Raw genomic sequence first — 24,365 nt, 5'->3', positions numbered from 1 at the left:
CCCCGCAGGGCCCCAGGCATGCCGACAGTGCAGGACCCGGGGAACGACCGGCAGCCGGAAGGAGGTCCATCCGGCCTGCGGCCACCGTCCGGGCCGGGTGGGGCCGATGGGCCGGTGGGGCCGTCGTCTTCGCCCCCGCATCCTGGGCGACCTTCGTCGAGAACGTGCGGAGGGCTGCCCGGAGCTGACCGTTAGCTCCACCCGGCACCACCCGGCCCGGCAACGCCACCGCACGGGTTCGCGTAACGATCATCGAGCGGCCCGGCTTCGGGTTTATTCGTGCGGAGGTCGAGGGGCACTTGCACTAAATTGTCCTCCCATGGCAACCCTGGAGAAGCTGCTCCACGATCGGCTCGCGTCCGCCTTCGACCTGGTGGCAGGAATGCCAACCTCGCCCGGCGTGCGCCGATCGAAGCACGCGGACTTCCAGGCAGACGGCGCGCTGGCGCTCGCCCGCCAGCTCGGTCGCAAGCCGCGTGACGTCGCCGCGGACGTCGTACGGGTCGCCCAGCTCGATGACCTCTGCACCTCCGTGGAGATCTCGGGGCCGGGGTTCATCAACCTCACGGTGGCGACCGATGCCCTCGCGTCCCTGCTCGCCGAGATGACCCGTGACGAGCGGTTGGGCATCCCGTCGGTGGCCGCTCCCGACACCGTCGTGGTCGACTACTCGGCACCGAACGTGGCCAAGGAAATGCACGTCGGCCACCTGCGTTCCACGGTGATCGGTGACGCCGTCGTCCGGCTGCTGGACTGGCTCGGGCACCGGGTGATCAAGGCGAACCACCTCGGCGACTGGGGCACCCCGTTCGGCATGTTGATCGAGCACCTGCTCGACATCGGCGAGTCCGAGGCCGTCGCCGAGCTGTCGCTCGGCGATCTCAACTCGTTCTACAAGGCGGCTCGGGTCAAGTTCGACGCCGACGACTCGTTCAAGGAACGGGCCCGGCAGCGGGTGGTCGCCCTACAGGGCGGCGACGAGCTGACCCGACGGCTGTGGCGTCTGCTCGTGGCCGCGTCCGAGAAGTACTTCATGACGGTCTACGACCGGTTCGACGTGTGCCTCACAGAGAAGGACTTCCTCGGCGAGAGCTTCTACAACGACATGCTGCACCCGCTCGTCGACGAGTTGGACCGGCTGGGTCTGTTGCGCGAGAGCGACGGCGCGAAGGTGGTCTTCCCGGTGGGGTTCGTCAACCGCGAGGGAGAGCCGCTGCCACTCATCGTGCGCAAGCGCGACGGCGGGTTCGGGTACGCCGCCACTGACCTGGCGGCGATCCGGTACCGCACCCAGGAGTTGGAGGCGACCCGCCTGCTCTACGTGGTGGGGTCCCCGCAGCGGCAACACTTCGAGATGGTCTACGAGATCGCCCGCGAGGCGGGCTGGTTGCGGCCGCCGGCCCGCGCCCACCACGTGGGGTTCGGCTCCATCCTCGGCTCCGACGGCAAGATGTTCCGCACCCGGGGCGGTGACACGATCAAGCTGGTCGACCTCATCGACGAAGCGGTGTCGCGGGCAGCGGCCCTCGTCGAGGAGATCGACCAGCTTGATGATGCGGGACGCGCCGAGGTGGCCCGGATGGTCGGCATCGGCGCGTTGAAGTACGCCGACCTGTCCAACGACCGGAACAAGGACTACGTCTTCGACTGGGCGCGGATGCTCTCCTTCGAGGGCAACACCGCTCCCTACCTCCAGTACGCCCGCGTCCGGATCCTGTCGATCTTCCGGCAGGGTGGCGTGACCCCGGTGCGGGACCTGGTGACGCTCACCGTCTCCGAGCCCGCAGAGCGGGCGCTGGCGATCGAGCTGCTCGCGTTCGAGGGCGTGATCGCCGAGGTGGCGGAGTCGCTGGAGTTCCACCGGCTGGCCACGTACCTGTACGGGCTGGCGGCGACGTTCACCACGTTCTACGAGAAGTGCCCGGTGCTGCGCGCCGAGGACGGCGTACGCGACGACCGGCTGGCGCTGTGCGACCTCACGGCACGGGTGCTGGCGCGCGGCCTCGGCCTCCTGGGGATCGGCGCACCGGACCGGATGTGATCGGGGGCGACCCCGCACGTCGCACGCCCCGGCCGATGGTGGCCGGGGCGTGCGAAGGGAAGGCGTCGAAGGGGTAGGGCTGGCCCTACCAAGAAGACGCAGGTTCGACGTATGTCGCCGGTGACCGGTCTTCGTTGGAATTGGGGGTATGAGAAAGACTCTTCGCCACTGCGCGATCGGAACGGTTTTCGTCGCGAGCCTCGCACTGTCGGGGTGTTCATCAAGTGAGCACTCTGAGCAGGAGTCGTTCGGGTTCACCGGCACGACACTCAACGTGGTCCACGACAACGCCAACATGCCCGTGACGGTGTCGGCTGACACCGGCGACGTCGATGAGGGCAGCGAGGTGACCGTCGAAGTCCACACGTCAACGATGGGGAAGAGCCCACAGACTCCCGCGTGGTCGTTGATTGCTGACACCTTGGATCTCGGCAGCCCGTGCGGCTCCAGCTGGATCGGGTACTGCGAGGGCGGCTATTCGATCCAGGTTCCGGAGGGGACCAAGGTGACGGTCAACGGCCAACCGGTGGCGGTCGGCTGATCGTCAGCCGTCCTGTCCACGCAGGTAGGTCAGGATGGCCGCCACCTGGCGGTTCTGATCGTCGTTGGGTGGTAGGTCGAGCTTCATCATGATGTTGCGGTCGACCGCCGTCGGCACCTGGGCGGGCTGGCCCGGGCGCTCGACGGCCCCGAATCCCGTCCGATGATCATCGTGGCCGTCCCCCATTAGGGCGGCCAGCAGCCGCAGCGGCGACGAGGGTGCCTGTGTGGAGGTGGCCGACAACCTGCCTGGCGTGGTCGGCGTGCGCGACAGCAAGGACATGCGGGGGCCCGCTCTCGTCTTCGCCCCCGCATCCTGGCGGACCTTCGTGACGAGCATGCGGGAAGACGCCCTGAGCTGACCGCCAGCGACAGCGCGCCCGGATGCCCGCCCGAAAGGACATTCCTGCGGCGGCGACCCGGATCTGTGGACTACCACCCCACCTCCCCTGCGCGCACTTTCACGGAAAGTGTGGTGGTGACGCGGGCTATAGCCACACTTTCCGTGAAAGTGCGGGCATCGGGAACAGCGGGAAGGGGTCACGCGGGTCGAGGGGCGGGGTTGGCCGGGTTCCGGCCGGCGGCGGTGTGGCGGGGCTCTGGCGAAGGTCGGTCAGCGATCGCGGCAGGGCACGCAACGGGAAGGACACTTCCGGCAGGAAAGAGGCCGGCGCCGCGTCCATTCGTACGCGGCGCCGACTGGGCTTGTGATAATTACGGTCTTCACGGCCTGTTCCATGCGGGCCGCTGGCCCGCCCTGTCGTGCAGGGCGATCAGGGCGTGAGGATGGTCTTGCCGACCGTCGCCCGTTCTTCGAACGCCTGGTGAGCTGCGGTGGCTTGAGCCAGCGGCATGACCGCGCCGATGATGGGCCGTAGTTCACCAGAGTCAGCCAGCGCGAACGCGTGGTCGCGCAGCCGAGCCAGTTGCTGTGCGGGGAGGGCCACGGATGCGAAGCCGGTGACCGACACGGCCCGGTGGTAGACGGCGAGCGGGTCGAATCGCGGCGGCTGCCCGCTGGTCGTTCCGTAGACCACCATTCGGCCGATCGTGGGTGTCAGCAGGTCGAAGGCTGCCTCGGAGACGGCGCCGCCGGTGCTCTCCAGGACCACCGAAACACTGCCGCCCACCGCCTCTCGGACGAGGTGGGGCCAGTCGGGTGCGCTGTAGTCGATCACGATGTCGGCGCCGAGTTGCTTGGCCACCGCGAGTTTCGCCTCACCTCGGGCAGCGGCGATCACCGTGGCGCCGGCGCGTTTGGCCAACTGCACCAGAAGGCTGCCCACGCCTCCGGCGGCTGCTTCGACCAGGACCGTGTCTGTCGACGTGAGGCCCGCAGCCCCGGCCACGCCGACCGCGGTCGCCCCCTGGCCCAGCAACGCCACGGCCGTCCGGTCGTCGAGTCCCTCGGGCAGCGGCACCGCCGCCGCTGCTGGCAGGATCGCCAGCTCCGCGTAGCCGCCGCCGGACGTCGCGCCGACGACCTGCCCGCCGACCGCCTTGGCATCCACCCCGGATCCGACCGCGACAACCGTGCCCGCGATCTCGAATCCCAGCGTGAACGGCAGCGGAAGATCCGGCATTGCTGTGCGCATCAGGCCGGCCCTGATCTGCACGTCAGCAAACCCGATTCCTGCGGCCGTGACCCGGACCAGCATCTGCCCGGGACCCGGTCGTGCATCGGGCACCTCGTCGACACGTAACACGTCAGGCGGACCGTACTCATGGAACCGAACAGCACGCATTCTCTCTGCCCTCGCTCTCAGCGATCCTAAGAAACCAGCGGCCCGAAGCGCGGGTCGTCGACTGCGAAGGTATCCATGAGATACTGGTTACTTCAAAGGTATCTAAATACCGTGAGGGTACTGATGGATCCGCTCGACCCCGACATGTTCCACCCCGGGTGCCCCAGCAGCGTCATGCCTATCCGGATCGGCGACAAATGGTCAGCGATGATCATTGTCTGCCTCGAACAAGGCCCACGCCGGTTCTCCGAGCTTCGCGTCCCCATCCACCGCGTCACTCCCAAGGTGCTCACCCAGACCCTGCGCGCACTCGAACGCGACGGCATGATCACCCGCACCGTCTACGCCGAGGTCCCGCCACGAGTGGAATACGAACTGACACCACTGGGGCGCACCCTGCTCGACCTCGTCGCAGCCTGCCGACACTGGGCACACGAGCACATGTCCACCCTCCTGGCCGCCCGCGACGTCTACGACCACCCAACTCAATCCGCCTGACCAGCGGCGCGCTCTCGTCAAAAGGTTCGAGGAAAGCGCGAAATCCGAGGTCCCCGGACACGCCGCACGCCCCGGCCGTTGGTGGCCGGGGCGTGCGGAAGGGTGGCGTCGAAAAGGGCGGTCAGCGGCCGAGCACCCGGTCCAGGAAGTCGCGGTACCGGCGTACCGCGATCCGAAGCTGCTCGGTGTCGTCGCCGGTCTGCTGCCAGTCGCCCAGCTTGCTCTTCTGCTCGGCGAGCGCGGTGGCGAGTGCCTGGATGGCCTCCTCCACCAGCGATTCGGCCTGCCCGGCGGCGGCCTTCGGGTCGTCGACGAAGCGGAGCTGGACGTCGCGCCAGCGGTCCCGGAAGGCCTGGGCGGCGTCCGGCTCGAAGAGGTCGGTGGCGTCCTCGTGCACCGCGCCGCTTGTCGGCCGGGCCGTGGCCGCGCCGAGGGCGCCCGCGTCGGCAGTGTCCGGGGCGGCGGCGTCCGGGTCGGTCATGCCCGGCTCGGGCCGGCCGTATCCGGCAGCGCCCGCGACCACCGCGTCCTCGCGGCTGCGGTCCGCCCCGAGGCGTTCGGCGCGGGCGGCCTCGGCGTCGTCCGTGTGCCGGTCGGTCTCAGCGTCGTCCGTGTGCCGGTCGGCCGGGTGCCGTGCGTCATCGGGCCCGTCGGCCGCCTCGGCCGCCGCCCAGCGGTCCCGGTCGTGCAGCCGGTCCCCGGCGGTCGGGTCGGCGCGCTCGGCGTCGAACGCGTCGGTGCGTCCCGGTGCTCCGTCGCCGGGCTGGGCGGTGTCCTCGCCGCGCGGGTCCCGCTCGTCGGCCGGCCGGCCGCTGGCCATGGCCGAGGCCGCCACCGCGTCGCCCACCGAGGCGGCCCCGAACGTGGTCGGCAGGGGCGCCGGCTCGTGGAACTCGGGCGCGTCGTCGGAATCGGCGTTCCGCATGTCGTACGGGCGGGTGTCGTCGAGGTCGTCGGCGTCCCGGCGACGGTCGGCCCGCTGCTCCGTGTCGTAGTCACCGGTCCGCTCCCCGGCCGCGGTCGGGTCGTCGAAGGTGCCCCGGTCGTCCAGTACGTCCTCGGGCAGGTCGACCCGGCCGTCGGCGTCGCGATCCCGGTGGTGGCCGGCGTCGGCGGGCCGATTGCCCGGGGACGGGACCGGAACCGGTGCGGACCGGACGGCCTCCGGGTGGTCGCTGTTGGCCTGCTGCTCCTGGCGCATCGTGGCTCTCCTCAACGGCTCGTGGCGTCGTGCGGACGGTCGGTGGGCGTGGCGTCGGCCCGCTGCTCGGGCGTGGCGTCCGGCTGGTGGCCGGGCACGTGTTCCGGCTGGCCCCGCTCCGGCGCCCGGCTGCCCACCGGGTCCTCGCCGAGCAGGTCGGCGAAGAGCGTCCGGTAGTGGACGACGGCCTGCCGTAGCTCCTCGGTGCCGGCCTCGCCGCGCTCGTTGCGCAGCCGGATCTCGTGCGCGTCCCGGTAGTGCGACAGCGTCCGGGCGTGCTCGACCGACAGCTGGGCGGCCTGGTCGGAGAACTCCCCGGTCGGGTACCCGCGCTCGGCGACGAGCCGGCCGACCAGCTCGTCCGCGTCGCTCACCGTCTCGGCGGGGGAGTCGACGAAGCGGACCTGAAGCTCCTCCCACGCGGCGGCGTAGCGGGCCCGGGACTCGGGGGTGAGCGGGGTGAGGGTCAGCTCGGCGTGCCGGCGCTCCCGGTCCCGCAGCTCCCGCTCGGCGGCCGAGCGGCTGTCCCGCTCCGCGACGGTGCGGTCGTACTCGGGCCCGAACCGGGCCTGTAGCGCGCGGCGGCGGGCGGCCTGCCGGAGCACCACGGCCAGTGCCGCGACGACCACCAGCACGACCAGAACTATGACGATTACCTGCGTGGGCGACATGGCTCCTCCTTCGTCCCTCCGGTATTCCCGCTGGCCACTGATCGCCAATCCCGATCCGGGGGAATTTCCTCAGTGATCCCGGGTGCCGGGGCGCGGCAGGGGCGGTTCCGGGCGCGGTGGGCTCCGGCGTCCGATTTCCGGCCGGCGGGATGACCCGGCCCACACGACCGGCCCTGGCCAAAACTTGACTGATTCCAGAAAGCGAGCCAGGGTGGGGGTGCCGATCAGGTCCGAGACAAACCGGAGGAGAGCGATGAGCGACCCGCAGGCCAGCAAGCCGACCCTCACGACCCGTCAGGGCCACCCCGTACACAACAACCAGCAGCAGCGGACGGTCGGCTCGCGCGGCCCGGCGACGCTGGAGAACTACCACTTCCTGGAGAAGATCAGCCACTTCGACCGGGAGCGCATCCCGGAGCGGGTGGTACACGCCCGCGGCTTCGTCGCGCACGGCGAGTTCGAGGCGTACGGGACGATCGGCGACGAACCGGCGTCCACCTACACCCGGGCCAAGCTGTTCCAGACCAAGGGCAAGAAGACCCCGGTCTCCATCCGCTTCTCCACCGTCATCGGCGGCCGGGACTCCTCCGAGGCGGCGCGCGACCCGCGCGGCTTCGCGGTGAAGTTCCGCACCGAGGACGGCAACTGGGACCTGGTCGGCAACAACCTGCCGATCTTCTTCATCCGGGACGCGATCAAGTTCCCGGACGTGATCCACGCGCTGAAGCCGGACCCGGTGACCTTCCGCCAGGAGCCGAACCGGATCTTCGACTTCATGTCGAACACGCCCGAGTCGATGCACATGCTGACCTGGCTGTTCAGCCCTCGGGGCATCCCGGCCAACTACCGCACCCAGGACGGGTTCGGGGTGAACACCTACCGGATGGTCAACGCCGCCGGTGAGGGCGTGCTGGTCAAGTACCACTGGAAGTCGCGGCAGGGCGTCGAGTCGCTGACCGAGGAGCAGGCGGCGGCGATCCAGGCCACCGAGCTGGGCCACGCCTCGAAGGACCTCCACGAGGCGATCGAGCGCGGCGAGCACCCGCAGTGGGAGCTCAACGTCCAGATCATGAGCGACGACGAGCACCCGGAGCTGGACTTCGACCCGCTCGACGACACCAAGACCTGGCCGGAGGACGTCTTCCCGCTGCGCCCGGTCGGGGTGATGACGCTCGACCGCAACGTCACCAACTTCCACAACGAGAACGAGCAGATCGCCTTCGGCACCGGCGTGCTGGTCGACGGCCTGGACTTCTCCGACGACAAGATGCTGGTCGGCCGGACGTTCTCCTACTCGGACACCCAGCGCTACCGGGTCGGCCCGAACTACCTCCAGCTCCCGGTCAACGCGCCGCGCGAGGACGTCCAGGTCAGCACCAACCAGGACGGCGGCCAGATGTCGTACGGGGTGGACAACCGGGGCGGCAATCCGCACATCAACTTCGAGCCGTCCTCCGTCGCCGGCCTGCAGGAGGCCGGCGAGTCGTACCGGGAGTACCGCCCGTTCGTCTCCGGCCAGCTCATGCGGGCCCCGATCGAGCGGCAGAACAACTACGCACAGGCCGGCGAGCGGTTCCGCACCATGCCCGAGTGGGAGCGTGACGACCTGGTGAAGAACATGATCACGCTGCTGGGCCAGTGCGACAAGCACATCCAGGAGAAGATGGTGTGGCACTTCGACCAGTGCGACGAGCAGTACGGCCGCCGGGTCGCCGAGGGCCTCGGCATCTCCGCCGACGCCTGATCCACCAGGCCTGACCGGCATCGACGAGCGCCCCGCCCGGCATCGGGCGGGGCGCTCGCCCGTGACCGTCCACAGCGGAGGGTGCCGGGGTGAGCGCGCGGGGCAAGAGGACCGGTACCGCAACGGCCGGTGATTACGTATCCTGCCCAAGGCGCCGTGCCGGTGCCTCGGTGTCGCGGCGGGCGAAGCCCGCGTCGGCGTCGGCGCCACCCGCTGCCACACCTTCCGGGCGAGGTCTGATGAACACCCGCGACTGGCCGATCCGCTCGAAGCTGACGGCGCTGGTCGTCGCGCCGGTGAGTGCGCTGCTGGTGCTCTGGATCTTCGCGACCACCCTCACCTTCGGCCCGGCCCGGGACCTGCTCTCCGCCAGCACCCTCCTGTCCGACCTCGGCCGGCCGGGCGAGACGGTCGTCGCCGAGCTGCAACGGGAGCGCCGGCTCAGCGTGGTGCAGCTCGCCGGCGATGCCGCGCTGCCGGCGCTGGCCGAACAGCGGCGGCGCACCGACGTCGCGGTCGCCGAGCTGCGCGGCCGGGTCTCCGGCGAACGCCTGCGCGACGCCGCCGACGACCTGCTCGACGCCCGCGTCGACCGGCTGCTCGGCGCGCTGGACGGGCTGCCCACCGGCCGGGGCTTCATCGACCGCCGGGAGGTCGACCGCACCGGCGCGATCGGGCTCTACAGCGGCATGGTCGGCGCGGCGTTCCAGGCGTTCTCGGCGCTGGCCACGCTGCCCGACGACGACCTGAACCGGCAGGCCCTGGCGCTGACCGCGCTCGGCCGCTCCCGGGAGCTGCTCGGGCAGGCCGACGCGCTGCTCGCCGGGGTGCTGGTCAGCGGGCGCTTCGCCGAGGGCGAGCACGCCCAGCTCGTGCAGACCATCGGCAACCAGCGTTTCCTGATCGAGTCCGCGGTGGCCGACCTGCCGGCCGACGACCGGGCCGCGTACCAGCGGCTGGCCGAGAGCGACGCCTTCGCCCGGCTGCGGGCACTCCAGGACGCCCTGATCCGGGCCGACCCCGTCCGGGCGCCCGCCGTGGACGTCCGGGCCTGGCAGACCAGCCAGGACGCCGTCCAGCGGAGCCTGCGCGACTTCGAGCTGACCCAGGCCGACGGATTGGCCGAGCGGACGGTCCCGGTGGCGATCGGCATCCTCGCCCGCCTCGGGGCCGCCGGCGTGCTCGGGCTCGTCGCCGTGGTGGTGTCGGTGCTGGTGTCCCTGCGGGTGGGCCGGTCGCTGGCGCAGCGGCTCTCCGGGGTGCAGACCGCCGCGCTGGAGATGGCCGAACACCGGCTGCCGGACGTGGTGGCCCGGCTGCGCCGCGGCGAGGACGTGGACGTGGCCCGGGAGGCGCCCACGCTGGAGTACGGCCGCGACGAGATCGGCCAGGTCGGCCACGCCTTCAACGAGGTGGGCCGCACGGCCGTGCGAGCCGCCGTCGACGAGGTCAGCCTGCGCCGGGGGCTCAACGAGGTCTTCCTCAACATCGCCCGGCGCAGCCAGGGTCTGGTGCACCGGCAGCTCGCCCTGCTGGACCGGATGGAACGCCGCGTCGAGGACCCGGACGAGCTGGCCGAGCTGTTCCGGGTGGACCACCTGGCCACCCGGCTCCGCCGGCACGCCGAGGACCTGGTCATCCTGGCCGGTGCCGCGCCGGGCCGGGGCTGGCGCAACCCGGTCGCGATGGTCGACCTGGTCCGGGGCGCCATCTCCGAGGTCGAGTCGTACGACCGGGTCGACGTCGCCGACATGCAGCCCGCCGCCACGGTGGGCCGCGCGGTCGGCGACGTCACCCACCTGCTCGCCGAGCTGCTGGAGAACGCCACCGCGTTCTCCCCGCCGGGCACGCGCGTGGCGGTGCGCGGGCAGAGCCTGCCCAACGGGTACGCGCTGGAGATCACCGACCAGGGGCTGGGCATGTCCGCCCCGGCGATGGAGGAGGCCAACCGGCGGCTGGCGACGTCGCCGGAGTTCGACCCGGCCGACAGCGCCCGGCTCGGGTTGTTCGTGGTGGCCCGGCTCGCCGCCCGGCACGGGGTCCGGGTGCGGCTTCGCCGGGCGGCCCAGGGTGGGGTCACCGCCGTGGTGCTGGTCCCGCCGGACCTGGTCACCACCGAGCCGCCGGGGCCGTCGGCCGTCGCGCCGGACGGCTCGGTCGACGACCGGCGGATGGCCAAGGTGACCCGGCTCAGCACCCTGCCCCGGACGCGTCCGGCCCGGATCACCCGGGAGCGGGCCGGCTCGCAGAGCGCCGTGGTGCCCCTGGTCCCCAGCCGCGCCGTGCCGGTCGACCCGTCCAATGAGGGCGACGGCCTGCCCCGTCGGGTGCGCCGGCGGGGCCCCGCCGCCCGCCCCCGGCCGGCCGCCCTGGACGCGCCGGCCCCGCGCGCCCCGGAGGAGGCCCGCCGGCTGATGTCCGCCCTCCAGGCCGGCACCGCCCGGGGTCGCCGGGACGGCGCCACCGGCGGTCCCGTCCCGCCCCCCGGCACCCCCACCACCGTCTCCTCCGCCTCCGCCTCCGCCGGGTCACCGGATCCGGACACCCCGGCGGCGCTTCCGCAACCCCCGACCGCAACTGAGAGGGATGCCTAGTGGTGCACACGACGAAGCCGAACGTCGATCTCGACTGGTTGCTCGACGACCTGGTGGACCGGGTACCGGCCGCCCGCCAGGCGGTGGTGCTGTCGGCGGACGGGCTGCTGCTCGGTGCCTCGGCCGACTCCGACCGCAGCGACGCCGAGCATCTCTGCGCCCTGGCCTCCGGCTTCTCCAGCCTGGCCAAGGGCGCCAGCCGGCACCTCGACGCCGGGGGCGTCCGGCAGACCGTGGTGGAGATGGAGTCGGCATATCTCTTCGTCACCGCCGCCGGCCAGGGCGCGTGCCTGGCGGTGGTCGCCGAGGCCGACGCGGACATCGGCCTGGTGGCGTACGAGATGGCGATGCTGGTCATCCGGGTGGGCGAGTACCTCACCGCGCCGGCCCGGGTCGGGTCGGGTGCTGCCGATGCGGGCTGAGTCTCCCGGGCCGCAGCACGAGTGGCTGGACGCCGACGCCGGGCCGGTGGTCCGCCCGTACACCCTGACCGGTGGCCGGGTCCGGCCACCGATCGGTCTCGACCTGGTGGCCTTCGTGCTCGCCGCCCGGATCGTCGACCCCGCCGCCCACCCGCGACTGCACCCGGAGCACCGGCGCCTGGTCGAGCTGGCCCGCCGGCCGGTGCCGGTCGCCGAGCTCGCCGCCGAGCTGGACCTCGCGGTCGGCGTGGTCCGGGTGCTGGTCGGCGACCTGCTCACCCGTGGCCTGGTCTCCGTGCACGCGCCGGCCGGCACCACTTTCCTACCCGACGACAACATCCTCAAGGCGGTGGTCAGTGGACTCCGTGCGCTATGACCGTGACGGAACAAGGGTGCGGATCCCGCTGGCCCTGAAGATCTTGATCGCCGGCGGCTTCGGCGCCGGCAAGACGACGCTGGTGAGCGCGTTGAGCGAGGTCCGGCCGTTGCAGACCGAGGAGGTCCTCACCGGGGCCGGAATCGGCGTCGACGACACCTCCGGGGTGGAGGGGAAGTCGACCACCACGGTGGCGATGGACTTCGGCCGGATCACCATCAACGAGGACCTCCAGGTCTACCTCTTCGGCACGCCCGGGCAGGACCGGTTCTGGTTCCTCTGGGACGAGCTGGCCTTCGGGGCCCTCGGCGCGGTGGTGCTCGCCGACACCCGCCGGCTGGCCGACTGCTTCCCGTCGATCGACTACTTCGAGCAGCGGGACATCCCGTTCGTGGTCGGGGTGAACTGCTTCGACGACGGCCGCCGGTTCAGCCTGGACTCCGTACGGCAGGCCCTGGACCTGGACCCGGGGGTGCCGCTGGTGTTCTGCGACGCCCGGGACCGGCAGTCCGGCAAGGAGGTGCTGATCTCGCTGGTCGAGCACGTCGCCCGGCAGCGCGGCGAGCCGGTGCCGGTGGCCTGACCCGGCCCCGGCGCGGCTCGCGGCCGGAGGGCGATCGGGCCGATTCGCGGAAATCAGGGCTGACTCGCGGATGGCGGGGAAAGAACTGGTGGGATCGACACAGGCAGCGGCGGAAGGCGGATCGGGTGACCGGGCAGCAGACGATCGTCCACCTCGGTGGCTACACGGCGGCCAGCGGCGGCCGGGGCGACGGGATCGCCGCCGCCCGCCGGGACCCGGGAACCGGAGCGCTGACCCCGCTCGGCACCGTCGCGGTCACCCCGTCGCCGTCCTTCCTCGCCCGGCACCCCGTCCTGCCGGTGCTCTACGCCGTGAACGAGCTGGCCGAGGGGGAGGTCAGCGCGTTCCGGGCCGGCCCGGACGGCGACCTGACCCCGCTGGGCGTGCAGGGCACCGGCGGCGCGGAGCCCTGTCACCTGGCCGTCACCCCGGACGGCGGGCACCTGGTCGTCGCCAACTACGGCGGGGGCAGCGTCGCCGTCCTCCCACTCGACCCGCAGGGCGTCCCCGGCGAGCGCAGCGACCTGGTGGTGCACTCCGGGCACGGGCCGGACCCGCAGCGCCAGGAGAGGGCGCACTGCCACATGGTGTCCCCCGCGCCGGACGCGGGGCCGCTGCTCGCCGTCGACCTCGGCACCGACTCCGTCTACCGGTACGACCTCGACGCCGCCTCCGGCCGACTGCTGCCCCGGGCCCCTCGGGTGCACACGGCGGCCGGCTCGGGCCCCCGGCACCTGGCCAGGCACCCGGACGGCCGGCGCTGCTGGCTGGCGGGGGAGCTGGACGGCACGGTGACCGCGTACGAGCTGACCCCGGACGGGGCGCTGCACCAGCGCGGCCGGGTGGACGCCAGCACCCGCGCCGGCCATGTCCAGCCCTCCGAGATCATGGTCGGCGCGGACGGCCGCTTCCTCTACGTCGGCAACCGGGGCCCCGGCACGGTGTCGGTCTTCGCCCTGGCGGGGGAGCTGCCCGAGCTGGTCGCCGAGGTGGAGACCGGCGGGGAGTGGCCCCGGCACATCGTGCTGGCCGGCTGGCACCTCTACGTCGCGGACGAGCGCGCCGACATGGTCCGGGTGTTCCAGGTGGACCCGGCGACGGGGGTGCCGACGCCGGTCGGCGAGCCCGTCCCGGTGCCCAGCCCGACCTGCGTCCTGGTCTGACCGGGCGGCTTCCGGCATTCCACTCCGGCCCTGCTCAGGAGCGGTTCGGCAACGCCGGGAAGCGGGCTGGTGACTCAGGGTCGCGAAATGTCGGGAGCTGTGTCTGCTGAGTAACTTTCGTCCGAACGGACGTGGCAGTGCCCGCAGCGGTTACGCAAGATGGTCACCGTGTCAGGCCGCCATCGCATGCGTTCAAGTCTCCGTGGAGCAGGTGCCGTCGCCTCGGCGACCGCGCTGGTCCTCGTCGTCGCGGGCGCCTGGTTCGGGTACCGCCAACTGGCGCAGCCGGCATGCTCGGGGCAGGTCCAGCTCACCGTCGCGGCGTCCCCCGAGCTCGCGCCCGCGGTGCGGGCCGCCGCCGCCGAGTGGGTGGCCGACGGCGCGGCGGCCGGTGGCACCTGCATCACGGTCGACGTCTCGGCCGCCGACTCCGTGGACGTCGCCGCGGCCGTGGCCAGCAAGCACGGCGTGCAGCTTCCCGGTGTGGGCCAGCCCGGCGGCGCCGTGGTCACCCCGGACGTGTGGGTGCCGGACTCCTCGACCTGGCTGCTGCGGCTGAAGAGCGCCGGGGCCACCGCGTTCGCCCCGAGCAACGGCGGTTCCATCGCCCGCAGCCCGGTCGTGGTGGCGGTGCCCGAGCCGGTGGCCTCCTCCCGGCTCGGCTGGCCGGAGAGGAAGCTGACCTGGTCCGACCTGCTGCGGCAGGTGAGCAGCAGCAAGCCGCTGCGTACCGGGATCGTGGAGCCGACCCAGGACGCGGCCGGCCTGTCCGGGCTGCTGTCGCTGACCGCGGCGGCCAGCGCCTCCGGCGGCGACGCGCAGGAGGCGACCACCGGCACGCTGCGGGCCCTGGCCACCGGCCGGTCCGCGTTGCGCGAGGACCTGCTCGCCCGGTTCCCGCGCTCCTCCGACCCGACGGTGCTCGCCAGCGGCCTCGGCGCCGCGGCGCTGTCGGAGGAGGACGTGATGGCGTACAACAAGGGGAAGCCGCCGATCCCGCTGGCGGCGCTCTACCTCGAACCGTCGCCGGTGCCGCTGGACTACCCGTACGCGGTGCTGCCCGGTGTCGATCCGGCGAAGCAGTCCGCCGCCCGGGCCCTGTTCAAGGTGCTCACCGCGCCCGAATTCCGCGACCGGCTGGCCGAGCGGTCGCTGCGCGCGCCGGACGGTGGCTGGGGCGAGGGATTCAAGGCGCCGCAGGGCGCGCCGAGCCCGGCCGGCGGCGCGGGCGCGACGCCCGCGCCGGGGGGCAACGGTTCCGGTTTCCTGGACCCGACGGCGATAGAGCGCGTGGTCTCCAGCTGGTCGATCGCCACGCAGTCCGGCCGGATGCTGTGCGTGATCGACGTCTCCGGTTCGATGAAGCAGCCGGTGCCGGGCGCCAACAACGCCACCCGGGCGCAGGTCACGGTGGCGGCGGCCAGCCGGGGCCTGAACCTGTTCGACGACTCGTGGTCGATCGGGCTGTGGACCTTCTCCACGAAGCTGGTGGGCGCCCGGGACTACCGCGAGCTGGTGCCGATCAACCCGCTGTCGGGCAACCGCTCCCGGCTGGAGCAGGGGCTGGCCACGATCCGGCCCTCGAACGGCGACACCGGCCTGTACGACACGTTGCTGGCCGCGTACCAGGAGGTCCAGAACGACTGGGAACCGGGCCGGGTCAACTCGGTGGTGCTGTTCACCGACGGCAAGAACGAGGACGCCGACGGCATCCCCCAGCAGAAGCTGCTCTCCGAGCTGAAGCGGATCGCCGACCCCGAGCGGCCGGTCCAGGTCGTCATCATCGGCATCGGCGCCGACGTCAGCAAGGCCGAGCTGGAGTCGATCACCGAGGTCACCGGTGGGGGGAACTTCGTCACCAAGGACCCGACCAGGATCGGTGACATCTTCCTGAAGGCGATCGCGCTCCGCCCGAACGCTCCACGCTGAGCCACCAATAAGTACAGATCGGACCGTCGCGCCGGTGGACCCGGCGCGACGGAAGGTCTCTCCGTGGATGCTCCTCGGAGGTAAATGACGGCAATACGTCCGAGACGATCGGTGGCCATGGTTTTAAGGCAAGATGTCGACGTGTTCCACCGTCGCTGGTCCCGTGAAGATGACCGACCGTCGACCGGGTTCGGCCTCAGCAGAAGTGGGGAGGTCCGGTGACGCCGACGACGCTGTTGACTCCCACCAGGACGTCGTCGCGTCCCGGTGACCACCGGGCCGGGCCGGTGGCCCGCGTCGACGAGCGGGCGTACGTCCGCACGCTTGTGGTGCTGGACACCGCCGTGCTGGCCGTCGCCGTGCTGGTCGGCTACGTCACCCGGTTCGGCGACGAGGAGCCGGTGGGCTCGAAGATCCCGTACGTCGTGGTGGCGCCCGCGCTCGTGCTCACCTGGCTGGTCTCGCTCAAGGTGCTGCGCTGCTACGACGACCGGGTGCTGGGCTACGGGGCCGACGAGTACCGCCGGGTGAGCGCGGCCAGCCTTCGGCTCGCCGGCGGCACCGCGATCGCCGGCTACATCGCCGACGTCGGCGTCTCCCGGGGCTTCCTGGCCATCTCGTTCGCGGTGGGCATGCTGGGCCTGGAAATGGCCCGGTTCGCCGCCCGCAAGCGGCTGCACCGGGCCCGGTCCCAGGGCCGGGGCTGGTCCCGCAAGGTGCTGGTGGTCGGCGACACCGCGCACGTGCTGGAGCTGGTGCACCAGCTGCGCCGGGAGCCGTACGCCGGCTACCAGGTGGTCGGCGCCTGCATCCCGGACGCGCTGCTGGCGCCGGTGCCGCAGCGGCTCGGCGACGTCCCGGTGGTCGGCTCGTTCCGGGGCATCCCGCAGGCGGCCACCGCGATCGGCGCCGACACCGTGGCGGTCACCGCCTCCGGCGAGCTGACCGCGACCCGGCTGCGGCGGCTCGGCTGGCAGCTGGAGGGGACCGGGGTGGACCTGGTCGTCGCGCCCGCGCTGACCGACGTGGCCGGCCCCCGCATCCACACCCGTCCGGTCGCCGGCCTGCCCCTGATCCACGTCGAGGCCCCCGAGTTCCGGGGGGCCCGCAAGCTGGTCAAGGGCTTCGTCGACCGGTCCGCCGCCACCGTGGCGCTGGCGTTGCTCCTGCCGCTGCTGGGGGTGATCGCGCTGGCCATCAAGGTCGACAGCCGGGGGCCGGTGCTGTTCCGGCAGACCCGGGTCGGCCAGGGCGGCCGGGAGTTCGGGGTGTTCAAGTTCCGCACCATGGTGGTCAACGCCGACGCCCTGCTCGCCGAGCTGGCCGCCCGCAACGAGACCGACGGTCTGATGTTCAAGATGCGCGACGACCCCCGGGTGACCCGGGTCGGCCGGGTGCTGCGCAAGTGGTCGCTGGACGAGCTGCCCCAGTTGATGAACGTGCTGCTCGGCCAGATGAGCCTCGTCGGCCCGCGCCCGCCGCTGCCCTCCGAGGTGGCCCGCTACGACGGCGACGTGGCCCGGCGGCTGCTGGTCAAGCCCGGCATGACCGGCCTCTGGCAGGTCAGCGGCCGGTCCGACCTGAGCTGGGAGGACGGCATCCGGCTCGACCTCTACTACGTGGAGAACTGGTCGCTGGCCGCCGACCTGACGATCATGTGGAAGACCTTCGGCGCGGTGATGCGCAGCCGGGGCGCCTATTGACCGCCCGCCGGCAGGGCCCGGTCACGGCTGGGGGCCGGTCCAGTCCAGGCAGACCACCACCGCGTCGTCGATGAGGTCGCCGGCGACGAACGCCCGCAGGTCGCCGAGCAGCGACCGGACCGCCTCCAGTGGCTCCATCGGGCCGGTCCGGCGCAGGAACCGGTCCAGCGCCGTCTCGCCGTACCGGACGTCCTGGCCGGTCGCCTCGACGACGCCGTCGCTGAGGACGAAGAGCCGGTCCTCGCGGCGCAGCGTGAACTGCTGCTCCTGGTAGTCGGTCCCGTCGAACATGCCCAGCGGGAACTGCGCCTCCAGGGGCTGCTCGACCACCTCGCCGCCGCGCAGCAGCACCAGCCGGGGCGAGCCGGCGTCGACCACCGTCATCGTCCCGCTGGCCAGGTCCAGCTCCAGTAGCAACGCCGAGACGTGCTGCTCGCCCCGGTGCAGGGCGTACAGCGCCTGGTCGGCCAGTGCCGCCTGGTCGGCCAGGCAGAGCCCGCCCCGTCGGGCGTTGCGCAGGGCATGGGTGGCCAGCGCGGTCAGCGCGGACGCGACGACCCCCTCACCCATCCCGTTGATCGTCGACAGCCACAGCCGGTTCCCGTCGTCGGACCAGTCGAAGCTGTCGCCGCGCACCGCGTACGCCGGTTCGAGCTGCCCGGCCAGGCTGAACGAGGGGCGGATCCGGCTCCGGCCGGGCAGCAGCTCCCACTGCATCTCGGCGGCCAGGGTGAGCCGGCGGCTGCGACGGGCGGTCCGGTACACGTCGGTGCCGTCGTTCACCGCCACCAGCTCGTGGCCGAGGGAGGTGGCGATCCCGAGCAGCTCGTCGCGGGCGGCCGGGTCCTCGGGGAACGGGAAGACCCGCAGCACCCCGCGTCGTTCCCCCCGCATGCTGACCGGGAAGTAGCCGGTCCGGTCGGCCAGGATCGGCTCCTGGTGGTCGAAGCACCGCCAGGCCGGGTGTCCCGGCCCGGTCACCGGCTCACCTTCCATGAGCGGAAGCAGCGCCGAGAGCCGGTAGTCGACCTGGAGCAGTTCGACGTCCGTGATCCCGTACGACCGTTCGAGGTCCGCGGCGAGTCGGTCGACCAGCAGGTCGGCCGGCGCCTCGGTCAGCGTCCGGCGGGCCCGGTCTTCCGCACCGATCATCGTCGCTCCTCTGTTTCGGAGGGCCGGCGACCAGGGACGCCGGGTAGTCTCGTGCCCACCATGTCCGAAGAACACGGTCCACGCGGACCAGAAGCGAGTATGGCCGCCGCCCTCGATGCGGCCGCCGGCACCCTGCTCACGGTCTTCGAGGCGGCGCGCGAGCGGACCACCAGCCGGCTCTCGGGGGCGCAACTGCGCGCGGTGATGGTGGTCGAGCAGCACGACGGGATCAATCTGCGCAGGCTGGCGACGCTGCTCGACATGCTGCTCTCCTCGGCCAGCCGGCTCTGCGACCGGCTGGTGGCCGCAGGCATGCTGGAGCGCGAGCCCGGCCGGTCCGACCGCCGGGAGATCTCCCTGCACCTCACCGCGGAGGCCGAATGGCTCCTCGCCGAGCTGCGGGACGACCGCCGGCAGCGGCTGGCCGTGATCCTGGCCGGGATGACCCCCGAGGGGCGGCAGGCGCTGCTCGCCGGCCTTCAGGAGTTCGACGAGGTGGCCCGGCACCGGCACCCGCCGGAGCCGCCGGTGGCGGAGCCGTCCGCCGAGACCCGGTCGGGGGAGCGGGCGACATCGACCGGGCCGGGTGACTGGCCCTCGGGGGAGCCGCAGGCCGGCTGGTCGAGCGGGAACCGGCCCGGCGGAATGCCGCGCGGCCGGTCGGCCGACGACCCCCCGAGCGGGTGGTCCGGCGAGGCCGCCGCGGGCGGCTGGTCGCGCACGGCCTGACCCCGGTCTGCCTCCCCGCTCGCAGCAGCCGCGGCCGGCGACTTGGATCACCCGGGGCGAGGGCGCCCGCCGCGCATCGGCGAAGATCAGTTCAGCCGGTGCGGTTCAGCCACCCGACCGGGTCGGCGACGATCCGCCGGACGACGGAGCCGGCCGCGCCGACCACGGCGGCCTCCGGGCCGAGCGCCGAGGAACGCACGGTCACCGGCGACCATTTGGCGGTGAGCACCCGCCGGGACACCTCGGCCAGCACAGGTGGCCGCAGCCAGGGCGTGAGCAGGGCGTATCCGCCGCCGAGCACCACGGTGTCGAGGTCCAGCAGGTTCACCACGCCGGCCACCGCGATCCCGAGCGCCTGCCCCGCCTCGGCCAGGGCCGCCCGGGTGGCGGGGTGCTCGGCGAGCGCGAGGTCGGCCAGCCGGGTCGCGGCGGTGTCGGCCGGCAGGTCCGCCCGGTCCAGCCCGGCGGCGGCGAGGACGGCCTCCTGGCCGGCGTACCGTTCGAGGCAGCCCCGGCCGCCGCACCGGCAGGGTCGGCCGTCCGGCCGGACGGGGATGTGACCGATCTCGCCGCTCCAGCCGCGTACGCCCCGGAAGAGGGCGCCGTCGAGGACGATCCCGGCGCCGATGCCGACCTCGCCGGAGACGTGCAGGAAGCTGACCGGCCCGTCCGGGCCGGCGTGCAGCTCGCCCAGCGCGGCCAGGTTGGCCTCGTTCTCCACCACCAGCGCCGGGATGCCGGGGACCGGCTCGACCAGCGGTGGATGGCCGGAGAGCAGGTCGGGGACGGGCACGTCCCGCCAGCCGAGGTTCGGGGCGAGCCGGACCAGCCCGGCCGCGTCGACCAGCCCGGGCACCGCGAGGGCGGCCCCGGCCAGGGTGAGCCCCTGCCGCTCGGCGTCGGCCCGGGCGGCGGCGGCCAGCCCGACGAGCCGGGCCAGCGCGTCGGCGGGGGAGACCGGGCGCAGGTCGGCCCGGCGCACGGTGTGGTGCCGGACCTCGCCGGCCAGGTCGACCACGCAGGCGGCCAGGTAGTCGACGTTGATCTCCAGGCCCAGCCCGGCCGGGCCGTCGCCGGCCAGCACCAGGCCCCGGGCCGGGCGCCCGGCGCCGGTGCGGGGGGCCGGCTCCGACTCGCCCACCAGCCGGCCGGCGACGAGGTCGTCGACCACGGCGGAGACGGTGGCCCGGGTCAGGCCGGTCGCGGCGGCCACGGCGGCCCGCGACGGTGGGCGGGGCGCGGCGGCGATCCGGCCGAGCACCACGGCGAGGTTCAGCTCGCGCAGGCTGCCCTGGCGGACCGCCGTAGCCGGCGCGGCGGGACGGATCACCCCTTGACACTGCCACACGCCGGTCAAATAATTCAACCACTGAACAAATAGCTGCCGGAGGTCCGCCATGGCGTCCCGTCCCACCCCCGCCGACAAGTTCTCCTTCGGCCTCTGGACGGTGGGCTGGCAGGCCCGCGACCCGTTCGGCGACGCCACCCGCCCCGAGCTGGACGCCGTCGAGGCCGTGCACAAGCTCGCCGAGCTGGGCGCGTACGGGATCACCTTCCACGACGACGACCTGATCCCCTTCGGCGCGGACCCGGCCACCCGCGACGGCCGCATCACCCGGTTCCGCAGGGCGCTCGACGCGACCGGGCTGGTCGTCCCGATGGTCACCACCAACCTCTTCACCCATCCCGTGTTCAAGGACGGCGGATTCACCAGCAACGACCGCGACGTGCGGCGGTACGCGCTGCGCAAGGTGCTGCGCAACATCGACCTCGCCGCCGAGCTGGGCGCCCGCACCTTCGTCATGTGGGGCGGCCGGGAGGGTGCCGAGTACGACCTGTCCAAGGACGTCCGCTCCGCGCTGGACCGCTACCGCGAGGCCGTCGACCTGCTCTGCCAGTACGTCGTCGACCAGGGATACGACCTGCGCTTCGCCATCGAGCCGAAGCCGAACGAGCCGCGCGGCGACATCCTGCTGCCGACCATCGGGCACGCGCTGGCGTTCATCTCCACCCTGGCCCGTCCGGACCTGGTCGGCCTCAACCCCGAGGTCGGCCACGAGCAGATGGCCGGGCTGAACTACGTCCACGGCGTCGCCCAGGCACTCTGGCAGGGCAAGCTGTTCCACCTCGACCTCAACGGCCAGCGCGGCATCAAGTACGACCAGGACCTGGTCTTCGGCCACGGCGACCTGCTCAACGCGTTCGCCCTGGTCGACCTGCTGGAACACGGCGGCCCGGGCGGCGGCCCGGCCTACGACGGCCCCCGGCACTTCGACTACAAGCCCTCCCGCACCGAGGACTTCACCGGCGTGTGGGCCTCGGCGGCGGCGAACATGCGCACCTACCTGCTGCTGCGGGAGCGGGCGGCGGCGTTCCGGGCCGACCCGGAGGTGGCCGAGGCGCTGGCCGCCAGCCGGGTGCCCGACCTGGCCACCCCGACGCTGGCCCCCGGCGAGGGCTACGCCGACCTGCTCGCCGACCGCACCGCGTTCGAGGAGTACGACGTGGACGCCGCCGCCGCGAAGGGCTTCGGCTTCGTCCGGCTCAACCAGCTCGCCGTCGAGCACCTGCTCGGCGCCCGCTGAGGTCGCCGCCGTGCCCCTGGTCGCCGGGTTCGACTCGTCCACCCAGTCCTGCAAGCTGGTGATCCGTGACGCCGAGACCGGCGCGTCGGTCCGCGAGGGCCGCGCCCGGCACCCCGACGGCACCGAGATCGACCCGGCGGCCTGGTGGCATGCCCTGCGGTCGGCCGTCGACGCCGCCGGCGGGCTGGGCGACGTCGCCGCGATCTCCGTCGCCGGGCAGCAGCACGGCATGGTGTGCCTCGACGAGGCGGGCCGGGTGGTGCGACCCGCGCTGCTGTGGAACGACACCCGGTCGGCCGGGGCCGCCGCCGAGCTGATCGAGGAGGCCGGCGGCGGCGGGGCCGGCCGCCGGTTCTGGGCCGACGCGGTCGGCTCGGTCCCGGTGGCCAGCTTCACCGCCACCAAGCTGCGCTGGCTGGCCCGGCACGAGCCGGCCAACGCCGCCCGGGTGGCCGCCGTCTGCCTGCCGCACGACTGGCTGACCTGGCGGCTGGCCGGCGCGCCGGGCCTGGCCGCCCTGCGCACCGACCGCAGCGACGCCAGCGGCACCGGCTACTGGTCCCCGGCCACCGGGGAATACCGCCTCGACCTGCTGGAACGCGCCTTCGGCCGTCGGCTGGCGGTCCCCGTCGTGCTCGGTCCGGCCGAGGCCGCCGGCACCCTGGACCCGACCGCCCTGGCCAGCTCGTCGCCGTCGGCCAGTCCGTCGTCCGGTGCCGGCCCGCCGTCCGGTGCCAGTCCGCCGTTCGGGGCCGGATCGTCGTTCGGGGCCGGCCCGGCAGCCGGCGGGGTGCCGCTCGGGCCGGGGGCCGGGGACAACGCCGCCGCGGCGCTCGGCGTCGGCGCCCGGCCCGGCGACGTGATCGTCTCCATCGGCACCTCCGGCACGGTGTTCAGCGTCGCCGACGCCCCGGCCGCCGACCCCAGCGGCGCGGTGGCCGGGTTCGCCGACGCCACCGGCCGGTACCTGCCGCTGGTCTGCACGCTCAACGCGGCCCGGGTGCTCGACGCCGCCGCCGGCCTGCTCCGGGTAAACCTGGCCGAGTTGTCCGACCTGGCGCTGTCCGCGCCGCCCGGCGCGGACGGGCTGGTCGTGGTGCCCTACCTGGAGGGCGAGCGGACCCCGGACCGGCCGTCCGCCACCGGCGCGGTGCACGGGCTGACCCTGGCCACCTCGACCCCCGCCCACCTCGCCCGGGCAGCCGTCGAGGGGATGCTCTGCGCGCTCGCCGACGGCCTCGACGCGCTGCTGGCCCAGGGGGCCCGGGTCGACCGGGTGATCCTGGTCGGCGGCGGCGCCCGCTCGGCGGCGGTGCGCCGCATCGCGCCGCAGGTCTTCGGCCGGCCGGTCGTCGTCCCGCCGCCGGGGGAGTACGTCGCCGACGGCGCGGCCCGCCAGGCCGCCTGGCTCGCCCTCGGCGGCGACGCCCCGCCCGACTGGTCACCGGCCGGCGCCGAGGAACACTCCGCCCACCCCGTCCCCGCCGTCCGCGAGCGCTACGCCGCCGCCCGCGACCGGGTGCTCGACCGCGTCGAATCGGCGTAATGGGCTGTACGCGGGCCGGCCCGGCTGGGGATCATCGACTGATGCTGCCCATCCCCGCCGGTGACGGCCCGCGTCACCTGCCCTCGGTCCTCCAGTACGACGACGCGGACACCCCGTGCGACGTGATCGACGCGCTGGCGCTGGCAGACTTCGTCACCGGCCGCCACCCCTGGTCACAAACCGTGCGGCTGTCCCGGGTCCGTCCCGAGGCGACCCTCACCCCGCCCGACGGGCGGCTGCTGCGCACCGCCACCGAGCACCGGCAGCGGTCCCGACTGCTGGCCGGCGACGGCTGGACCGCCCGGGTGGTGACCTGGAAGGGGCGGGGCGCCGAGGTGACCGTCACCGCCGTCAGCGACGAGATCGGCCGGGCGGCCCTCGACCGGATCGTAGAAGGGGCCGCCGAGCCGGAGGACCCGGACACCGGGCGGATCGGCTTCTGGCACCAGAACCCGCGCCGGGGCGCCCAGCGGGACCTGCGGTCCATCGCCGCCCCCGAATGGCCGCTGATCCGCGGCAACTACACGAGGACCGCGCGGGCCGACCTGGACGCGCTGATGGCGGTCACCCCGGAGGCCATCACCGGTCGGCTGGTGCTGCTGCACGGCGCGCCCGGCACCGGGAAGACCACCGCCCTGCGGGCGCTGAGTCGGCAGTGGCGGCAGTGGTGCCAGGTCGACAGCGTGCTCGACCCCGAGGTTCTCTTCGCCGACACGTCGTACCTGTCGGAGGTCGCCGTCGGCGAGGAGGAGGACGCGGAGAGCGGCACCGGCCGGCGGTGGCGGCTGCTCATCCTGGAGGACTGCGACGAGCTGATTCGCAGCGAGGCGAAGCAGGCCACCGGGCAGGCGCTGTCCCGGCTGCTCAACCTGACCGACGGGCTGCTCGGGCAGGGGCGGGACGTGCTCGTCGCGATCACCACGAACGAGGACCTGTCCCGGCTGCACCCGGCGGTGGTCCGCCCCGGCCGCTGCCTGGCCCGGATCGAGGTGGGCCCGCTGTCGTATGGGGAGGCCACCGACTGGCTCGGCACCGCCGCCGGGGTGCCGTCCGTCGGGGCGACGCTGGCCGAGCTGTACGCGTTGCGTGCCGGCGTTCCCACCGCCCCCTCCGTCCACGCCGAAATCGGCGGCTACCTCTGAC

At 73.2% G+C, this 24,365-nt stretch carries 21 protein-coding genes; 16 read left to right on the top strand and 5 right to left on the bottom strand.

What is annotated here, in order from left to right; genetic code table 11:
- The first annotated feature begins 319 nt into the window (after positions 1-319).
- The 3 genes from argS to GVV04_RS05375 all read left to right on the top strand — a co-directional run bounded on the left by argS (position 320) and on the right by GVV04_RS05375 (position 2,943).
- The gene (gene argS / locus GVV04_RS05385; RefSeq protein ID WP_161685098.1) at positions 320-2,041 is read left to right on the top strand and encodes an arginine--tRNA ligase; all 1,722 of its coding nucleotides are present in this window, start codon (positions 320-322) and stop codon (positions 2,039-2,041) included.
- Between the two features lie 148 nt (positions 2,042-2,189).
- Positions 2,190-2,582, top strand: coding sequence for a hypothetical protein (locus GVV04_RS05380; protein WP_161685097.1), 393 nt, complete (start codon positions 2,190-2,192; stop codon positions 2,580-2,582).
- Between the two features lie 184 nt (positions 2,583-2,766).
- The gene (locus GVV04_RS05375; protein ID WP_161686684.1) at positions 2,767-2,943 is read left to right on the top strand and encodes a DUF397 domain-containing protein; all 177 of its coding nucleotides are present in this window, start codon (positions 2,767-2,769) and stop codon (positions 2,941-2,943) included.
- A gap of 411 nt (positions 2,944-3,354) precedes the next feature.
- Here the strand turns inward: GVV04_RS05375 and GVV04_RS05370 are convergent, their stop codons facing one another.
- On the bottom strand, positions 3,355-4,287 hold the full coding sequence (locus GVV04_RS05370; protein ID WP_201752969.1) for a quinone oxidoreductase family protein: 933 nt from the start codon (positions 4,285-4,287) through the stop codon (positions 3,355-3,357).
- Between the two features lie 162 nt (positions 4,288-4,449).
- Between GVV04_RS05370 and GVV04_RS05365 the strand changes: the two genes are divergently transcribed.
- Positions 4,450-4,824, top strand: coding sequence for a winged helix-turn-helix transcriptional regulator (locus GVV04_RS05365; protein WP_235965719.1), 375 nt, complete (start codon positions 4,450-4,452; stop codon positions 4,822-4,824).
- Between the two features lie 121 nt (positions 4,825-4,945).
- Here GVV04_RS05365 and GVV04_RS05360 read toward each other — a convergent pair whose 3' ends face one another.
- Both GVV04_RS05360 and GVV04_RS05355 read right to left on the bottom strand, forming a co-directional pair.
- Positions 4,946-6,025 (bottom strand): hypothetical protein, encoded by a 1,080-nt coding sequence (locus GVV04_RS05360; RefSeq protein WP_161685093.1) that lies wholly within the window; start codon positions 6,023-6,025, stop codon positions 4,946-4,948.
- A gap of 11 nt (positions 6,026-6,036) precedes the next feature.
- Complete coding sequence (locus GVV04_RS05355; protein WP_161685091.1) at positions 6,037-6,696, bottom strand: hypothetical protein; 660 nt, start codon at positions 6,694-6,696, stop codon at positions 6,037-6,039.
- A 253-nt stretch (positions 6,697-6,949) separates the two neighbouring features.
- Between GVV04_RS05355 and GVV04_RS05350 the strand changes: the two genes are divergently transcribed.
- The 8 genes from GVV04_RS05350 (at position 6,950) to GVV04_RS05315 (ending at position 17,210) form a co-directional block, all read left to right on the top strand.
- The gene (locus GVV04_RS05350) at positions 6,950-8,440 is read left to right on the top strand and encodes a catalase (protein ID WP_161685089.1); all 1,491 of its coding nucleotides are present in this window, start codon (positions 6,950-6,952) and stop codon (positions 8,438-8,440) included.
- 239 nt (positions 8,441-8,679) lie between these two features.
- Positions 8,680-11,034: a sensor histidine kinase gene (locus tag GVV04_RS05345; protein WP_161685088.1), complete on the top strand. Its 2,355-nt coding sequence runs from the start codon at positions 8,680-8,682 to the stop codon at positions 11,032-11,034.
- Entirely contained in the window at positions 11,034-11,456 is a 423-nt protein-coding gene (locus GVV04_RS05340) for a roadblock/LC7 domain-containing protein (protein ID WP_161685086.1), read from the top strand. The genes GVV04_RS05345 and GVV04_RS05340 overlap by 1 nt, the downstream gene beginning before the upstream one ends.
- Positions 11,446-11,832 (top strand): DUF742 domain-containing protein, encoded by a 387-nt coding sequence (locus GVV04_RS05335; RefSeq protein WP_161685084.1) that lies wholly within the window; start codon positions 11,446-11,448, stop codon positions 11,830-11,832. Before GVV04_RS05340 ends, GVV04_RS05335 begins: the two co-directional genes overlap by 11 nt.
- On the top strand, positions 11,813-12,415 hold the full coding sequence (locus tag GVV04_RS05330) for a GTP-binding protein (RefSeq protein WP_161685082.1): 603 nt from the start codon (positions 11,813-11,815) through the stop codon (positions 12,413-12,415). Before GVV04_RS05335 ends, GVV04_RS05330 begins: the two co-directional genes overlap by 20 nt.
- Positions 12,416-12,540: 125 nt before the next feature.
- Complete coding sequence (locus tag GVV04_RS05325) at positions 12,541-13,578, top strand: lactonase family protein (protein WP_161685080.1); 1,038 nt, start codon at positions 12,541-12,543, stop codon at positions 13,576-13,578.
- 186 nt (positions 13,579-13,764) lie between these two features.
- On the top strand, positions 13,765-15,507 hold the full coding sequence (locus GVV04_RS05320) for a substrate-binding domain-containing protein (protein WP_161685078.1): 1,743 nt from the start codon (positions 13,765-13,767) through the stop codon (positions 15,505-15,507).
- Positions 15,508-15,725: 218 nt separating this feature from the next.
- Positions 15,726-17,210, top strand: coding sequence for a sugar transferase (locus GVV04_RS05315; RefSeq protein ID WP_161685076.1), 1,485 nt, complete (start codon positions 15,726-15,728; stop codon positions 17,208-17,210).
- 21 nt (positions 17,211-17,231) lie between these two features.
- Here the strand turns inward: GVV04_RS05315 and GVV04_RS05310 are convergent, their stop codons facing one another.
- Positions 17,232-18,362, bottom strand: coding sequence for a PP2C family protein-serine/threonine phosphatase (locus GVV04_RS05310; protein WP_161685074.1), 1,131 nt, complete (start codon positions 18,360-18,362; stop codon positions 17,232-17,234).
- A gap of 99 nt (positions 18,363-18,461) precedes the next feature.
- Between GVV04_RS05310 and GVV04_RS05305 the strand changes: the two genes are divergently transcribed.
- Positions 18,462-19,091, top strand: a complete 630-nt coding sequence (locus GVV04_RS05305) for a MarR family winged helix-turn-helix transcriptional regulator (protein ID WP_161685072.1) — start codon at positions 18,462-18,464, stop codon at positions 19,089-19,091.
- Between the two features lie 91 nt (positions 19,092-19,182).
- Here the strand turns inward: GVV04_RS05305 and GVV04_RS05300 are convergent, their stop codons facing one another.
- Positions 19,183-20,421 (bottom strand): ROK family transcriptional regulator, encoded by a 1,239-nt coding sequence (locus GVV04_RS05300; RefSeq protein ID WP_328822220.1) that lies wholly within the window; start codon positions 20,419-20,421, stop codon positions 19,183-19,185.
- Positions 20,422-20,488: 67 nt separating this feature from the next.
- Between GVV04_RS05300 and xylA the strand changes: the two genes are divergently transcribed.
- From xylA to GVV04_RS05285, 3 genes are read left to right on the top strand one after another with little or no spacing between them, the layout of a single operon-like run.
- Positions 20,489-21,676 (top strand): xylose isomerase, encoded by a 1,188-nt coding sequence (gene xylA, locus GVV04_RS05295; RefSeq protein ID WP_161685068.1) that lies wholly within the window; start codon positions 20,489-20,491, stop codon positions 21,674-21,676.
- A 10-nt stretch (positions 21,677-21,686) separates the two neighbouring features.
- Positions 21,687-23,222 carry a xylulokinase gene (locus GVV04_RS05290; protein WP_161685066.1) on the top strand — a complete coding sequence of 512 codons (1,536 nt, stop codon included), beginning with the start codon at positions 21,687-21,689 and terminating at the stop codon, positions 23,220-23,222.
- Between the two features lie 41 nt (positions 23,223-23,263).
- Positions 23,264-24,364, top strand: a complete 1,101-nt coding sequence (locus GVV04_RS05285; RefSeq protein ID WP_161685065.1) for a DUF5925 domain-containing protein — start codon at positions 23,264-23,266, stop codon at positions 24,362-24,364.
- The last annotated feature ends 1 nt before the right edge of the window (position 24,365 follow it).

The sequence above is a fragment of the Micromonospora rubida genome (genome assembly GCF_009908295.1).
Lineage (GTDB): Bacteria > Actinomycetota > Actinomycetes > Mycobacteriales > Micromonosporaceae > Micromonospora > Micromonospora rubida.
Note: the sequence above shows the minus strand (reverse complement) of the source record. Positions and strands in the feature narration are given on the sequence as shown.

What these genes read in the sequence shown, in the direction of transcription:
- argS (WP_161685098.1), top strand. Translation starts at nt 320, where the DNA reads ATGGCAACCCTGGAGAAGCTGCTCCACGATCGGCTCGCGTCCGCCTTC.
- GVV04_RS05380 (WP_161685097.1), top strand. Translation starts at nt 2,190, where the DNA reads ATGAGAAAGACTCTTCGCCACTGCGCGATCGGAACGGTTTTCGTCGCG.
- GVV04_RS05365 (WP_235965719.1), top strand. Translation starts at nt 4,450, where the DNA reads ATGGATCCGCTCGACCCCGACATGTTCCACCCCGGGTGCCCCAGCAGC.
- GVV04_RS05360 (WP_161685093.1), bottom strand. Translation starts at nt 6,025, where the DNA reads ATGCGCCAGGAGCAGCAGGCCAACAGCGACCACCCGGAGGCCGTCCGG.
- GVV04_RS05355 (WP_161685091.1), bottom strand. Translation starts at nt 6,696, where the DNA reads ATGTCGCCCACGCAGGTAATCGTCATAGTTCTGGTCGTGCTGGTGGTC.
- GVV04_RS05350 (WP_161685089.1), top strand. Translation starts at nt 6,950, where the DNA reads ATGAGCGACCCGCAGGCCAGCAAGCCGACCCTCACGACCCGTCAGGGC.
- GVV04_RS05345 (WP_161685088.1), top strand. Translation starts at nt 8,680, where the DNA reads ATGAACACCCGCGACTGGCCGATCCGCTCGAAGCTGACGGCGCTGGTC.
- GVV04_RS05335 (WP_161685084.1), top strand. Translation starts at nt 11,446, where the DNA reads ATGCGGGCTGAGTCTCCCGGGCCGCAGCACGAGTGGCTGGACGCCGAC.
- GVV04_RS05320 (WP_161685078.1), top strand. Translation starts at nt 13,765, where the DNA reads ATGCGTTCAAGTCTCCGTGGAGCAGGTGCCGTCGCCTCGGCGACCGCG.
- GVV04_RS05310 (WP_161685074.1), bottom strand. Translation starts at nt 18,362, where the DNA reads ATGATCGGTGCGGAAGACCGGGCCCGCCGGACGCTGACCGAGGCGCCG.
- GVV04_RS05305 (WP_161685072.1), top strand. Translation starts at nt 18,462, where the DNA reads ATGGCCGCCGCCCTCGATGCGGCCGCCGGCACCCTGCTCACGGTCTTC.
- xylA (WP_161685068.1), top strand. Translation starts at nt 20,489, where the DNA reads ATGGCGTCCCGTCCCACCCCCGCCGACAAGTTCTCCTTCGGCCTCTGG.
- GVV04_RS05285 (WP_161685065.1), top strand. Translation starts at nt 23,264, where the DNA reads ATGCTGCCCATCCCCGCCGGTGACGGCCCGCGTCACCTGCCCTCGGTC.